The organism is Stenotrophomonas maltophilia group sp. RY12688 (assembly GCF_052149045.1).
Classification (GTDB): domain Bacteria; phylum Pseudomonadota; class Gammaproteobacteria; order Xanthomonadales; family Xanthomonadaceae; genus Stenotrophomonas; species Stenotrophomonas sepilia.
Genome location: NZ_CP197389.1, coordinates 815134 through 829404, shown reverse-complemented (window position 1 = coordinate 829404; position 14271 = coordinate 815134). Strand labels below are relative to the sequence as shown.

Below are 14271 nucleotides of genomic sequence, written 5' to 3'. Positions count from 1 at the left end.
ATTCAGACTCCTTATTCAGCCGCACGCGTGATGACTTCCACCACGCGCCAGTTCTTGGTCTTGGACATCGGAGCAATCTCGGTCACGCGGACGACGTCGCCTTCCTTGCAGGCGTTGTCGGCATCGTGGGCGTGCAGCTTGGTCGAGCGCTTGATGTACTTGCCGTACAGCGCGTGCTTGACCTGACGCTCAACCAGGACGGTAACCGTCTTGTCCATCTTGTTGCTGACGACACGGCCTTCGACCGTGCGCAGCGTCTTCTTTTCAGTATTGTCGCTCATAGCGGCCATCCTTACTTCGTGCTGCCGAGCAGGGTCTTGACGCGAGCAATCTCGCGACGGACCCGGCGAATGTCGTGGGTCTTCGGCAGCTGGCCGGTGACCTGCTGCATACGGACAGAGAACTGTTCCTTACGCAGGTCGATCAGGTGGGCCTTGAGTTCGTCAGCCGACTTTTCACGGAGAGTTTTGATATCCATCAGCGCACCGTACGGGTCACGAAAGTGGTGGTGACCGAGAGCTTGGCGGCGGCCAGGCGGAACGCCTCGCGAGCCACTTCCTCGGAAACACCCTCGATTTCATAGATCATGCGGCCGGGCTGGATCTGGGCCACCCAGTATTCCACGTTACCCTTACCCGAACCCATTCGGACTTCGATGGGCTTCTTGGTGATGGGCTTGTCGGGGAACACGCGGATCCACATCTTGCCGCCGCGCTTGACGTAGCGGCTGATCGAGCGGCGGGCCGCTTCGATCTGGCGCGCGGTCAGCTGACCGTGTGCGGTTGCCTTCAGGCCGTATTCGCCGAAGCTGACAGCGTTGGCGCTCCAGCTCAGGCCATCGTTACGGCCCTTGTGTACCTTGCGGTACTTGGTTCGCTTGGGTTGCAACATTGTCGTTACCTCGCTTCACGGGCCGGGCGCTGACGGTCACCGCGGTCGCCGCGATCGTGACGATCGTTGCGCGACGGGGTGTCGTCCTGCTTTTCCTGGCCAACCTGGGAGAAATCGAAGACCTCGCCCTTGTAGATCCAGACCTTGATGCCGATGATGCCGTAGGTCGTCTTGGCTTCAGCGAAGCCATAGTCGATGTCGGCACGCAGGGTGTGCAGCGGCACGCGGCCCTCGCGGTACCACTCCGAACGGGCGATTTCTGCACCGTTGAGGCGGCCACCGACGTTGACCTTGATGCCCAGGGCACCCAGGCGCATCGCGTTGCCGACCGAGCGCTTCATTGCACGGCGGAACATGATGCGACGCTCCAGCTGCTGGGCGATCGACTCGGCAACGAGCTGCGCGTCCAGTTCCGGCTTGCGCACTTCGGTGACGTTGATGTGCGCCGGGACGCCCATCATCTCGCTCACTTCCTTGCGCAGCTTCTCGATGTCCTCACCGCGCTTGCCGATCACCACGCCCGGACGGGCGGTGTGGATCGTCACGCGAGCGGTCTTGGCCGGACGCTCGATCAGGATCTTGCTGATGCCGGCCTGAGCCAGCTTCTTGCGCAGCATGTCGCGCACTTTCAGGTCGGCTGCCAGGTAACCGGCGAACTCGGCCTTGTTGGCGTACCACTTGGAGTTCCAGTCCTTGGAAATGCCGAGGCGGATACCAATCGGATGAACTTTATGACCCATGGTCTTTTCCTTATCCGCTTACTTGGCGGCGCCCACAACCACAGTGATGTGGCTGGTGCGCTTGAGGATGCGGGTACCGCGGCCTTTCGCCCGCGCCATGAAACGCTTCAGGGTCGGACCTTCATCAACCATGATGGTCTGAACCTTCAGCTCGTCGACGTCGGCGCCCTGGTTGTTCTCGGCGTTGGCAATTGCCGACTCCACCACCTTCTTGATCAGGTGGGCAGCCTTCTTGTCCGAGAACTTCAGCAGGTTGACCGCACGTTCGGCCGGCAGACCGCGCACCTGGTCAGCGACCAGACGAGCCTTCTGCGGGGAGATGCGCGCAGTGCGCAGGATGGCTTTCGCTTCCATTGTCATCTCTCCTTACTTGCCCGACTTCTTGTCACCACCGTGACCCTTGAAGGTCCGGGTGATGGCAAATTCGCCGAGCTTGTGGCCGACCATGTTCTCGTTGACGAGAACCGGGATGTGGTTCTTGCCGTTATGCACGGCAATGGTGATGCCTACCATGTCAGGCAGGATCATCGAACGGCGCGACCAGGTCTTGATCGGCTTCTTGCTGCCCGCAGCGGCCTCCACCTTCTTGACGAGGTGGTGATCGACGAACGGGCCCTTCTTGAGTGAACGTGCCATGGTCGATTAGCCCCTACGATCGCGGACGATGAACTGCTGAGTGCGCTTGTTATGGCGCGTCTTGTAACCCTTGGTCGGGACACCCCACGGGGTGACCGGATGCGGGTTACCCTGGCCGGCCTTGGCCTCACCACCACCGTGCGGGTGGTCAACCGGGTTCATGGCAGCACCACGAACGGTCGGGCGGACGCCGCGCCAACGCTTGGCACCGGCCTTGCCCAGCTTTTCCAGGCTGTGCTCGTCGTTGCCGACTTCGCCGATGGTGGCGCAGCACTCGACCGGAACCTTGCGCATTTCACCCGAGCGCAGGCGCAGGGTGGCGTAGATGCCCTCACGAGCCACCAGCTGCACGGCCGCACCAGCGGCGCGAGCGATCTGAGCGCCCTTGCCCGGCTTCAGCTCGATGCAGTGGATGGTGGTACCGACCGGGATGTTGCGCAGCGGCAGGGTGTTGCCGGCCTTGATCGGGGCGTCCGAACCAGCGATCACCTGATCACCAGCCTTCAGGCCCTTCGGGGCGATGATGTAGCGACGCTCACCGTCGACGTAGCACAGCAGAGCGATGTGGGCGGTGCGGTTCGGATCGTATTCGATGCGTTCCACGCGCGCCGGGATGCCCAGCTTGTTGCGCTTGAAGTCGATGATGCGGTAGTGCTGCTTGGCACCACCACCGACGTGACGCACGGTGATGCGACCGTGGTGGTTACGACCACCCGAGCGGCTCTGCGACTCGACCAGCGCGGCGTGCGGAGCACCCTTGTGCAGGTCGGGGGTGACCACGCGCACGGCCGAACGGCGGCCGGGGGAGGTGGGCTTGAATTTCATCAATGGCATGGGATGTACCTCAGGCCTTGGCCGTTACATCGATCGACTGGCCGTCGGCCAGGCGAACGTACGCCTTGCGCCAATCGCCGCGGCGGCCAGCACGGTTACGGAAGGACTTGTTCTTGCCCTTGACGTTGACCACGTTGACGGCTTCGACCTTGACGTCGAACAGCTGCTCAACCGCGGCCTTTACATCGGCCTTGGTGGCTTCGTTCGAAACTTCGAAGACATACTGATTGGAGAGTTCCTGCAGGCGCGCGGTCTTTTCCGAGACACGCGGGGCACGCAGCACGCTGAAGATTTTTTCGTTGCTGTTCATGCCAGCCACTCCTCGACCTTCTTGACCGCGTCAGCGGTGATGACGACCGTGTCGGCACCCACCAGCGAGACCGGGTCCAGACCCTGCACATCACGCACCTGCACGTACGGCAGATTGCGGGCGGACAGGTACAGGTGCTCGGACGCTTCCTCGGTGACGATCAGCGGGCGCTTGCCCACTTCCAGGCCGGCCAGCTTGGCGATCAGACCCTTCGTGCTGGTGGCTTCGACGTCGAAGGCCTCCACGATGGTCAGACGGCCCTGACGGTTCAGCTCGGACAGGATCGCGCACATGGCGGCACGGTACTGCTTGCGATTGACCTTCTGCTCGAAGCTGCGCGGCTTGGCCGCGAAGGTGACACCGCCGCCGACGAAGATCGGAGCCGTCAGTGCGCCATGACGCGCGCCGCCGCCCTTCTGCTTCTTCGACTTCTTGGTGGTACCAGCCACTTCGGAGCGAGTCTTCTGTGCCTTGGTGCCGGCGCGACCGGCGTTGCGGTAAGCAACGACGACCTGGTGGACCAGATCTTCGCTGAAATCGCGACCGAACACGGCTTCGGAGACCGAGACCTTGTTGTTGCTACCCGTGATAACGAGTTCCATCGTCATCTCTCCTTATGCCTTGCTCGCCGGACGGACGATCACATCGCCACCCGCCGCGCCCGGAACGGCGCCGCGAACCGCGATCAGACCGCGCTCGACGTCGACCTTGACCACTTCCAGGTTCTGGGTGCTCTGCTGCACCGCGCCCATGTGGCCCGACATCTTCTTGCCCGGGAAAACGCGACCCGGGGTCTGGCGCTGACCCAGCGAACCCGGCGCGCGATGCGACAGCGAGTTACCGTGGGTTGCATCGCCCATACGGAAGTTGTGGCGCTTGATGGTGCCCTGGAAGCCCTTACCCTTGGTGACACCCTGGACGTCGACGATCTGGCCGACTTCGAAGATGTCCGCCTTGACTTCGCCGCCAACGGCGAAATCGCCGAGCTGCGCGTCTTCAACGCGGAATTCCCACAGGCCACGACCCGCTTCCACCTTCGCCTTGGCGAAGTGGCCGGCTTCCGGCTTGTTGACCAGGGCAGCGCGACGCGCGCCGACGGTCACCTGCACGGCGCTGTAGCCGTCGGTTTCGACGGTCTTGATCTGCGCGATGCGGTTCGGGGTTGCTTCGATCAGGGTCACCGGGATGGAGCGGCCATCTTCAGTGAACACGCGGCTCATGCCGGCCTTACGGCCCACGAAGCCCAACGAATACTTCTTCGTCATGGTCGTAGTCCTCAGGTCAGCTTGATCTGAACGTCGACGCCGGCAGCCAGTTCGAGCTTCATCAGCGCGTCCACGGTCTTGTCATTCGGGTCAACGATATCGAGCACGCGCTTGTGCGTGCGGGTCTCGTACTGGTCACGCGCGTCCTTGTCGACGTGCGGGGAAACGAGAACGGTGTAACGCTCGATCTTGGTCGGCAGCGGGATCGGGCCACGCACTTGCGCGCCGGTCCGCTTTGCCGTTTCAACGATCTCGCTGGCCGAACGGTCGATCAGACGATGATCGAACGCTTTCAGCCGGATCCGGATCTTTTGGTCCGCCATGGCGGTAGGTTCCTTCGTTAAAAGAGCGACAGACAAAGCCTCTGGGTTGCTTTGTCCCATGAAATTCCTGAATACGGACGGCCCGCAGTCCTGCAGGCCGCCAAGGTCAATCCATGGACCTCAAAAACGTAGGCAGACCAGTTACCCGGCCTGCCCAGACGTAGAAGCATAATGGCACGCAAGGCAGCTGTCAACAGTCGCCTGTTGACGCCGCCTGAATGGCATTGACCCTTCCTGGTCCGGGGAACACAAGGCACATCCTGTGCCTGCTTTCCCATTTGATACGCCCCGATGCCCTACCCAGGCAACATCGGGGCGCTGATACTACCAGATTACTCGATGATCTTCGAGACCACGCCGGCGCCGACGGTACGGCCGCCTTCGCGGATGGCGAAGCGCAGACCTTCGTCCATGGCCACCGGGTTGATCAGGGTGACTTCCATCTTGACGTTGTCACCCGGCATCACCATTTCGACGCCTTCCGGCAGCTTGGCGGCGCCGGTGATGTCGGTGGTGCGGAAGTAGAACTGCGGACGGTAGCCGTTGAAGAACGGGGTGTGGCGGCCGCCCTCGTCCTTCGACAGCACGTACACTTCGCCTTCGAACTTGGTGTGCGGCTTGATCGTGCCCGGCTTGGCCAGCACCTGGCCACGCTCGACGTCGTCACGCTTGGTGCCGCGCAGCAGCAGGCCAGCGTTGTCGCCTGCCTGACCCTGGTCCAGCAGCTTGCGGAACATTTCAACGCCGGTCACGGTGGTCTTCTGCACCGGACGGATGCCGACGATTTCGATTTCGTCGCCAACCTTGATCACGCCGCGCTCGATACGACCGGTCACCACGGTGCCGCGGCCCGAGATCGAGAACACGTCTTCCACCGGCATCAGGAACGGCTTGTCGATCGCACGCTCCGGCTCCGGAATCCAGCTGTCCAGCGCGTCGACCAGCTTCAGGATGGCCGGCACGCCGATGTCGCTCTGGTCGCCTTCCAGCGCCAGACGGGCCGAACCGGCGATGATCGGGGTGTCGTCGCCCGGGAACTCGTACTTGCTCAGCAGCTCGCGCACTTCCATCTCGACCAGCTCGAGCAGCTCGGCGTCGTCCACCATGTCGGCCTTGTTCAGGAACACGACGATGTACGGCACGCCGACCTGGCGCGACAGCAGGATGTGCTCACGGGTCTGCGGCATCGGGCCGTCAGCGGCCGAGCACACCAGGATCGCGCCGTCCATCTGGGCGGCACCGGTGATCATGTTCTTGACGTAGTCAGCGTGGCCCGGGCAGTCAACGTGGGCGTAGTGACGGGTCGGGGATTCGTATTCGACGTGCGCGGTCGAGATCGTGATGCCACGCGCCTTTTCTTCCGGCGCGGCGTCGATCGAGGAGTAGTCCTTGAACTCGCCACCGAAGCGCTCGGCACCGATCTTGGTCAGTGCGGCGGTCAGCGTGGTCTTGCCGTGGTCGACGTGACCGATGGTGCCGACGTTGACGTGCGGCTTGGTGCGTTCGAACTTACCCTTTGCCATTGTTCTATACCTTGATTGTTCGTAAGTGGTTTCAAGAGAGGCTGAGCGAGGCTCAGCCCTTCTTCATGACGGCTTCGGCGATGTTGGTCGGAGCCGGCTCGTAGTGATCGAATTCCATGGTGAAGGTGGCGCGGCCCTGGGTCTGCGAACGCAGTGCAGTGGCGTAGCCGAACATTTCACCCAGCGGGATCATCGCGTTGATGATGCTGGCCGAACCGTCACCGGTGGTGTCGGAGCCCTGCAGCACGCCGCGACGACGGCTGACGTCGCCCATCACGTCACCCTGGTAATCCTCCGGGGTCACGATCTCGACCTTCATGATCGGCTCCAGCAGCACCGGCTTGGCCTTGGCGAAGCCCTGCTTGAAGGCCATCGACGAAGCCAGCTTGAACGCCATTTCCGAGGAGTCGACGTCGTGGTACGAACCGAACACCAGCTTCACCTTGACGTCCACGACCGGGAAGCCAGCCAGCGGGCCGCTGGTGATGGTTTCGCGCAGGCCCTTCTCGACCGACGGGATGAATTCCTTCGGGATCACGCCGCCGGTGATGTCGTTGATGAACAGGAAGTCGTCCTTGATCATCGGAGCGATCTTCGGATCGGCACGGTCGGCAGCAGTGATCGGCGACAGTTCGATCACGACGTGACCGTACTGACCCTTACCACCGGACTGCTTGGCGTGCTTGTAGTCCGACTTGACGTCAGCCAGGGTGATGGTTTCGCGGTAGGCCACCTGCGGCGCACCGACGTTGGCTTCAACGTTGAACTCGCGCTTCAGGCGGTCAACGATGATGTCCAGGTGCAGCTCGCCCATGCCCGAGATGATGGTCTGGCCGGATTCTTCGTCGGTCTTGACGCGGAACGACGGATCTTCCTGCGCCAGGCGGCCCAGGGCCAGGCCCATCTTTTCCTGGTCCGACTTGGTCTTCGGCTCGACGGCCATCGAGATCACCGGCTCCGGGAACGTCATGCGCTCCAGGATGATCGGGGCGTCCACGGCGCACAGGGTGTCACCGGTGGTGGTGTCCTTCAGACCCACGGCAGCGGCGATGTCACCAGCCAGAACTTCCTTGATTTCCTCGCGGTTGTTCGAGTGCATCTGCAGGATGCGGCCGATGCGCTCCTTCTTGCCCTTCACCGAGTTCAGCACGGTGTCGCCACCGTTCAGGGTGCCCGAGTAGACACGGAAGAAGGTCAGCGCGCCGACGAACGGGTCGGTGATGATCTTGAAGGCCAGCGACGAGAACGGAGCCTTGTCGTCCGACTTGCGGGTCATTTCGACGGTGTCGTCGTCAACGTCCACGCCCTTCACGTCCGGCACGTCGACCGGCGACGGCAGCAGCTGGATCACGCCGTCCAGCATGGCCTGCACGCCCTTGTTCTTGAAGGCCGAGCCGCAGTACATCGGCACGATCTCGGTGGCCAGGGTGCGGGTACGCAGGGCGTTGATGATTTCAGCCTCGGCCAGCTCTTCGCCGCCCAGGTACTTTTCCATCAGCTCTTCACTGGCTTCGGCAGCGGTCTCGACCATGAACTGGCGAGCCTCTTCAGCCGGGCCCTGCAGTTCGGCCGGGATGTCGCTGTATTCGAACTTCATGCCCTGCGAAGCTTCATCCCAGTGGATGGCCTTCATCTTCAGCAGGTCGACGACGCCCTTGAAGTTGTCTTCAGCGCCGATCGGCAGCTGCATCGGCACGGCAACCGCACCCAGCTTGGCCTTCAGCTGGCCGACGACCTTCTGGAAGTTGGCACCGGTGCGGTCCATCTTGTTGACGAACGCGATGCGCGGCACGTGGTACTTGTTGGCCTGGCGCCACACGGTTTCCGACTGCGGCTGCACGCCACCGACGGCGCACAGGACGAAGACGGCACCGTCGAGCACGCGCAGCGAACGCTCCACTTCGATGGTGAAGTCGACGTGCCCGGGGGTGTCGATGATGTTGAAGCGGTGCTCCGGCAGGGACTTGTCCATGCCCTTCCAGAACGCGGTGGTGGCAGCGGACTGGATCGTGATGCCACGCTCCTGCTCCTGCTCCATCCAGTCCATGGTGGCGGCGCCGTCGTGCACTTCACCGATCTTGTGGCTCTTGCCGGTGTAGAACAGGATGCGCTCGGACGTGGTGGTCTTGCCGGCATCGATGTGAGCCATGATGCCGAAGTTACGGTAACGCTCGATGGGAGTGGAACGGGCCACGGGAGCCTCTCAGATTTCTTGGATTTCGGATGGCCGAACGCCGCCTTTCGGCGGCCTTCGGATTGGCGCAGTCCTTCTGGGACCGCGAGGCAGCACGCACCGAAGTGGTGCTGCCCTGCCTGTTTTACAAGGCCGTCAAACTCACCAGCGGTAGTGGGCGAATGCCTTGTTGGCTTCGGCCATGCGGTGGGTTTCTTCGCGCTTCTTGATGGCGCCGCCGCGGTTTTCCGAGGCGTCGATCAGTTCAGCAGCCAGCTTCTTCGGCATGGTGTTCTCACCACGCTTGCGCGCGGAGTCGATCAACCAGCGCATGGCCAGGGCCATCTTGCGCGACGAACGCACTTCGACCGGCACCTGGTAGGTGGCACCACCGACGCGGCGCGACTTGACTTCGACCGCCGGAGCGACGTTGTCCAGAGCCTTCTGCACCAGTTCAATGGCGTTGGCGCTGCTGTTCTTCTCGGTGATCACGTCCATGGCGCCGTACACGATCTTTTCGGCGACGGACTTCTTGCCGCTCTGCATGACCATGTTGATGAAACGGGCGATGGTTTCGCTTCCGTGCTTCGGATCGGGCAGGACGGAACGCTGCGGAGTATTACCCTTACGCGACATAGTGCTCTCTCCTTATGCCTTCGGACGCTTGGCGCCGTACTTGGAACGGGCCTGGCGACGCTTGGCAACGCCGGCGGCGTCGAGCGAGCCACGAACGGTGTGGTAACGCACACCCGGCAGGTCCTTGACGCGACCGCCGCGGATCAGGACCACGGAGTGCTCCTGCAGGTTGTGGCCTTCACCACCGATGTAGGAAATCACTTCTTCCTGGTTGGTCAGGCGGACCTTGGCAACCTTGCGCAGAGCCGAGTTCGGCTTCTTCGGAGTGGTGGTGTAGACACGGGTGCAGACGCCACGGCGCTGCGGGCACTTGTCGAGCGCCGGCGAGGCACTCTTGTAGGTGGTCGCTTGCCGCGGCTTGCGGACCAGCTGGTTGATCGTCGCCATCAGTAGGTTCTTCTGATTGGTGGCCGGAAAATCCGGCCAGAGATGCGGAAATGTTAAAGCAGGCCGAAATTTTGGCCTGCTGAGACAGACGATTGTAGCAACCTGCAAGGAAAGCAGTCAAACGCCTCCTGTCAAGCCCGTCCCTGATCCCGGGACGTTACTGGGGGGCCTCCATGTACCCCGTTCAGGTTGGCTGGGTCGATCGCGGACGATCTCCCCTGCCCTTTCCCAATCCCATCGATGGACCGACGGGGTGGTCCGGCCTTGCGGCCGGACCGGATACCTCATTCTTCGCCCGAGGCCTGTTCAGCTTCGGCTTCAACCACCGGGGACTCGACCGCAGCCGGGGTGCCGGCCAGGGTCTGCATTTCCGAGTCGGTGAGACCGGAAGCGCCGCGACGGCGGCTGCTGTGGTAGGACAGGCCGGTACCGGCCGGAATCAGGCGGCCGACGATGACGTTTTCCTTCAGGCCACGCAGGTTGTCCTTGGTACCGCGGACGGCAGCCTCGGTCAGCACTCGGGTGGTCTCCTGGAAGGAGGCCGCCGAGATGAACGATTCGGTCGCCAGCGAGGCCTTGGTGATACCCAGCAGGACCGGATCGAAGCGCGCCGGCAGTTCGTTGCGGGTCGACAGGCGCGCATTCTCCTCGATAACGCGCTGGCGCTCCACCTGTTCGCCGTTCAGGAACTTGCTGCTGCCCTGGTCGGTGATCTCGACCTTGCGCAGCATCTGGCGGGTGATCACCTCGATGTGCTTGTCGTTGATCTTCACGCCCTGCAGGCGGTACACGTCCTGGATTTCCTTGACCAGGTAGGCAGCCAGCGGCTCGACACCCAGCAGGCGCAGGATGTCCTGCGGGCTCGGCTCGCCGTCCACGATGGTTTCACCCTTGGTGACATGCTCGCCTTCGAACACGATGACCTGGCGGTACTTCGGGATCAGCTCTTCGTGCTCCGAACCATCGGTGTCCTTGATGATCAGGCGCTGCTTGCCCTTGGTGTCCTTGCCGAAGCTGATGATGCCCGAACGCTCGGCCAGCACCGCCGGATCCTTCGGCTTGCGCGCTTCGAACAGGTCGGCCACGCGCGGCAGACCACCGGTGATGTCGCGGGTCTTCGACGCTTCCTGCGGGATCTTGGCGACAACGTCGCCCACGCCCACCGGGGCGCCGTCCTGCAGGTTGACGATCGAACGCGGCGGCAGCAGGTACTGCGCCGGCAGGTCGGTGCCCGGGATCGACAGGTCGTTGCCCTTGGCGTCGACGATGCGCACGATCGGGCGCAGGTCCTTGGCCTGGGTACCACGACGCTTCGGATCGGTGATTTCGCGCGAGGCCAGGCCGGTCAGCTCGTCGGTCTTCTCGATGACGGTGACGCCGTCGACGAAGTCGATGAAGCGGATGAAGCCGGCCACTTCCGACACGATCGGGTGGTTATGCGGATCCCAGTTGGCCACGGTCTGGCCAGCCTTGATCGCATCACCGTCCTTGGACGTGATGGTTGCACCGTACGGCAGCTTGTAACGCTCACGCTCACGGCCGTGCGCATCGAGCACCGAGATTTCGCCCGAGCGCGACACCGCCACCAGCGAGCCGTTGGCGTGCTCCACGGACTTGAGGTTGCTGAACTTGACCGAGCCGGTGGTCTTGACGGTGATGTTGTCGACCGCAGCAGCTCGCGACGCCGCACCACCGATGTGGAACGTACGCATGGTCAGCTGGGTACCCGGCTCACCGATGGACTGGGCGGCGATGACGCCGACCGCTTCACCGATGTTGACCAGGTGGCCACGCGCCAGGTCGCGGCCGTAGCAGCGCGAGCAGACACCGAAGGCCGATTCACAGGAGATGGTCGAGCGGACCTTGATGGTCTGCACGCCGGCATCTTCCAGCTTGGCAACCCAGGCTTCGTCCAGCAGGGTGTTGCGGGTGACGATCGGATCTTCGTCGTTGCCCGGCAGGAACACGTCCTCGGCAACCACGCGGCCCAGCACGCGATCCTTCAGCGGCTCGACCACGTCGCCGCCTTCCACGATCGGGGTCATGATCAGGCCTTCGGTGGTACCGCAATCCACTTCGGTGATCACCACGTCCTGCGCCACGTCGACCAGGCGACGGGTCAGGTAACCCGAGTTCGCGGTCTTCAGCGCGGTATCGGCCAGACCCTTACGGGCACCGTGGGTGGAGTTGAAGTACTCCTGCACGTTCAGGCCTTCGCGGAAGTTCGCCTTGATGGGCGTCTCGATGATCGAGCCGTCCGGGCGGGCCATCAGGCCACGCATGCCGGCCAGCTGACGGATCTGCGCCTGCGAACCACGCGCACCGGAGTCGGCCATGATGTACAGCGAGTTCATCGACTTCTGGTCGATGGTCTCGCCCTTGGCATTGACGACCTTCTCGGTACCGATGGTGTCCATCATCGCCTTGGCGATGCGCTCGTTGGTGCGCGACCAGATGTCGACCACCTTGTTGTAGCGCTCGCCGGCGGTGACCAGGCCCGACTGGTACTGCTCCTGGATTTCCAGCACTTCGGCTTCGGCCTCGGTGAGGATGCCCTTCTTCTCGTCCGGGATCAGCATGTCGTCGATGCCGATCGAGACGCCGGCGCGGGTCGCATAGGCGAAGCCGGTGTACATCAGCTTGTCGGCGAACACGACCGTGTCCTTCAGGCCGAGCTGGCGGTAGCTGGAGTTGATCAGGCGGCTGATGTTCTTCTTGGTCAGCTCGACATTGGCCAGCGCGAACGGCAGGCCTTCCGGCAGGATTTCAGCCAGCAGGGCGCGACCGATCGTGGTGTCCACGATCGAGGTCTTGTTCTGCTTGTTGCCGTCTTCGTCGGTCACCACCTCGGTGATGCGGACCTTGACCTTGGCGTGCAGTTCCACCACGCGGTTGTCGTAGGCGCGCTTGACTTCGGCGATGTTGGCGAAGGCCATGCCCTCGCCCTTCTTGTTCTCCAGCGAGCGGGTCATGTAGTACAGACCCAGCACGACGTCCTGCGACGGCACGATGATCGGCTCGCCGTTGGCCGGCGACAGGATGTTGTTGGTCGACATCATCAGCGCACGCGCTTCCAGCTGGGCTTCCAGCGAGAGCGGCACGTGGACGGCCATCTGGTCACCGTCGAAGTCGGCGTTGAACGCGGTGCAGACCAGCGGGTGCAGCTGGATGGCCTTGCCCTCGATCAGTACCGGCTCGAACGCCTGGATGCCCAGGCGGTGCAGGGTCGGCGCACGGTTCAGCATCACCGGATGCTCGCGGATGACCTCTTCCAGGATGTCCCAGACTTCGGCTTCTTCGCGCTCGACCAGCTTCTTGGCAGCCTTGATGGTGGTGGCCAGGCCACGACGCTGCAGCTTGGCGAAGACGAACGGCTTGAACAGCTCAAGCGCCATCTTCTTCGGCAGGCCGCACTGGTGCAGGCGCAGGTACGGGCCGACCACGATGACCGAACGGCCAGAGTAGTCGACGCGCTTGCCGAGCAGGTTCTGGCGGAAGCGGCCCTGCTTGCCCTTGATCATGTCGGCCAGCGACTTCAGCGGGCGCTTGTTGGTGCCGGTGATGGCACGACCGCGGCGACCGTTGTCCAGCAGTGCATCGACCGATTCCTGCAGCATGCGCTTTTCATTGCGCACGATGATGTCCGGCGCGCTCAGTTCGAGCAGGCGGCGCAGGCGGTTGTTGCGGTTGATGACGCGGCGGTACAGGTCGTTCAGGTCGGAGGTCGCGAAGCGGCCGCCATCCAGCGGGACCAGCGGACGCAGGTCCGGCGGCAGCACCGGCAGCACGGTCATGACCATCCATTCCGGACGGTTGCCCGATTCCAGGAAGGCTTCGATCAGCTTGATGCGCTTGGTGAGGCGCTTGAGCTTGGTTTCCGAACCGGTAGCGGCGATTTCCTCGCGCAGGCGGGTCATCTCGGACTGCAGGTCGATCGTGCGCAGCAGTTCGTAGACGGCCTCGGCGCCCATGGCGGCGTCGAAGTCGTCACCGTGTTCCTGGCGCGCCTGCAGGTACTGTTCCTCGGTCAGCAGCTGGCGGCGCTCCAGGGCGGTCAGGCCCGGCTCGGTCACCACGTACGCTTCGAAGTACAGCACGCGCTCGATGTCGCGCAGGGTCATGTCCAGCATCAGGCCGATGCGCGACGGCAGCGACTTGAGGAACCAGATGTGCGCGACCGGCGAGGCCAGGTCGATGTGGCCCATGCGCTCGCGGCGCACCTTGGCCAGGGTCACTTCGGTACCGCACTTTTCGCAGACCACGCCGCGGTGCTTCATGCGCTTGTACTTGCCGCACAGGCACTCGTAGTCCTTCACCGGGCCGAAGATGGCGGCGCAGAACAGGCCGTCGCGTTCCGGCTTGAAGGTACGGTAGTTGATGGTTTCCGGCTTCTTCACTTCGCCGAAGGACCACGAACGGATCAGGTCCGGCGAGGCCAGCGCGATCTTGATCGCGTCGAAGTCCAGCGTCTGGCGCTGCTGGTTGAAGAGGTTGAGCAGGTCTTTCATGGTGTTCTCCAGAAGGAGGAATGCTGTGTCGATGGGCTTTCAGTT

Annotated in this window: 16 protein-coding genes; all 16 read right to left on the bottom strand. The window is 63.0% G+C overall.

Translation table 11 applies throughout. The annotated features are described in order from the left end of the window. Nucleotides 1-11 precede the first annotated feature (11 nt). The 16 genes from rpsQ to rpoC all read right to left on the bottom strand — a co-directional run bounded on the left by rpsQ (nucleotide 12) and on the right by rpoC (nucleotide 14226). The gene (rpsQ, locus tag ACS0OT_RS03755) at nucleotides 12-281 is read right to left on the bottom strand and encodes a 30S ribosomal protein S17 (protein WP_004154489.1); all 270 of its coding nucleotides are present in this window, start codon (nucleotides 279-281) and stop codon (nucleotides 12-14) included. An 11-nt stretch (nucleotides 282-292) separates the two neighbouring features. Beyond that, nucleotides 293-478: a 50S ribosomal protein L29 gene (rpmC, locus tag ACS0OT_RS03750; protein ID WP_004154487.1), complete on the bottom strand. Its 186-nt coding sequence runs from the start codon at nucleotides 476-478 to the stop codon at nucleotides 293-295. Next, nucleotides 478-891, bottom strand: coding sequence for a 50S ribosomal protein L16 (gene rplP / locus ACS0OT_RS03745; protein WP_004154486.1), 414 nt, complete (start codon nucleotides 889-891; stop codon nucleotides 478-480). Before rplP ends, rpmC begins: the two co-directional genes overlap by 1 nt. Before the next feature lie 5 nt (nucleotides 892-896). Continuing rightward, a complete protein-coding gene (gene rpsC, locus ACS0OT_RS03740) occupies nucleotides 897-1631 on the bottom strand; it encodes a 30S ribosomal protein S3 (RefSeq protein ID WP_005415414.1) in 735 nt (244 codons plus the stop codon). A gap of 18 nt (nucleotides 1632-1649) precedes the next feature. After that, on the bottom strand, nucleotides 1650-1985 hold the full coding sequence (rplV, locus tag ACS0OT_RS03735) for a 50S ribosomal protein L22 (protein WP_004145348.1): 336 nt from the start codon (nucleotides 1983-1985) through the stop codon (nucleotides 1650-1652). Between the two features lie 12 nt (nucleotides 1986-1997). Further along, entirely contained in the window at nucleotides 1998-2267 is a 270-nt protein-coding gene (rpsS, locus tag ACS0OT_RS03730; RefSeq protein ID WP_005415413.1) for a 30S ribosomal protein S19, read from the bottom strand. A gap of 6 nt (nucleotides 2268-2273) precedes the next feature. Further along, nucleotides 2274-3101 carry a 50S ribosomal protein L2 gene (gene rplB, locus ACS0OT_RS03725; protein WP_004145339.1) on the bottom strand — a complete coding sequence of 276 codons (828 nt, stop codon included), beginning with the start codon at nucleotides 3099-3101 and terminating at the stop codon, nucleotides 2274-2276. A 10-nt stretch (nucleotides 3102-3111) separates the two neighbouring features. Continuing rightward, the gene (gene rplW, locus ACS0OT_RS03720) at nucleotides 3112-3411 is read right to left on the bottom strand and encodes a 50S ribosomal protein L23 (RefSeq protein WP_004145338.1); all 300 of its coding nucleotides are present in this window, start codon (nucleotides 3409-3411) and stop codon (nucleotides 3112-3114) included. Next, nucleotides 3408-4013, bottom strand: a complete 606-nt coding sequence (gene rplD / locus ACS0OT_RS03715; protein WP_005415412.1) for a 50S ribosomal protein L4 — start codon at nucleotides 4011-4013, stop codon at nucleotides 3408-3410. The genes rplW and rplD overlap by 4 nt, the downstream gene beginning before the upstream one ends. 12 nt (nucleotides 4014-4025) lie before the next feature. Beyond that, on the bottom strand, nucleotides 4026-4676 hold the full coding sequence (rplC, locus tag ACS0OT_RS03710) for a 50S ribosomal protein L3 (protein WP_004145336.1): 651 nt from the start codon (nucleotides 4674-4676) through the stop codon (nucleotides 4026-4028). An 11-nt stretch (nucleotides 4677-4687) separates the two neighbouring features. Next, a complete protein-coding gene (gene rpsJ, locus ACS0OT_RS03705) occupies nucleotides 4688-4999 on the bottom strand; it encodes a 30S ribosomal protein S10 (protein ID WP_005408208.1) in 312 nt (103 codons plus the stop codon). A 332-nt stretch (nucleotides 5000-5331) separates the two neighbouring features. Further along, on the bottom strand, nucleotides 5332-6522 hold the full coding sequence (gene tuf / locus ACS0OT_RS03700; protein WP_065178958.1) for an elongation factor Tu: 1191 nt from the start codon (nucleotides 6520-6522) through the stop codon (nucleotides 5332-5334). Between the two features lie 52 nt (nucleotides 6523-6574). Next, nucleotides 6575-8716: an elongation factor G gene (gene fusA, locus ACS0OT_RS03695; RefSeq protein ID WP_049414677.1), complete on the bottom strand. Its 2142-nt coding sequence runs from the start codon at nucleotides 8714-8716 to the stop codon at nucleotides 6575-6577. Nucleotides 8717-8857: 141 nt separating this feature from the next. Next, nucleotides 8858-9331, bottom strand: a complete 474-nt coding sequence (gene rpsG / locus ACS0OT_RS03690; protein WP_004145321.1) for a 30S ribosomal protein S7 — start codon at nucleotides 9329-9331, stop codon at nucleotides 8858-8860. Nucleotides 9332-9343: 12 nt separating this feature from the next. Further along, complete coding sequence (gene rpsL / locus ACS0OT_RS03685; RefSeq protein ID WP_004145320.1) at nucleotides 9344-9718, bottom strand: 30S ribosomal protein S12; 375 nt, start codon at nucleotides 9716-9718, stop codon at nucleotides 9344-9346. Nucleotides 9719-10002: 284 nt separating this feature from the next. Then, nucleotides 10003-14226: a DNA-directed RNA polymerase subunit beta' gene (rpoC, locus tag ACS0OT_RS03680; RefSeq protein ID WP_061480645.1), complete on the bottom strand. Its 4224-nt coding sequence runs from the start codon at nucleotides 14224-14226 to the stop codon at nucleotides 10003-10005. Between the last annotated feature and the right edge of the window lie 45 nt (nucleotides 14227-14271).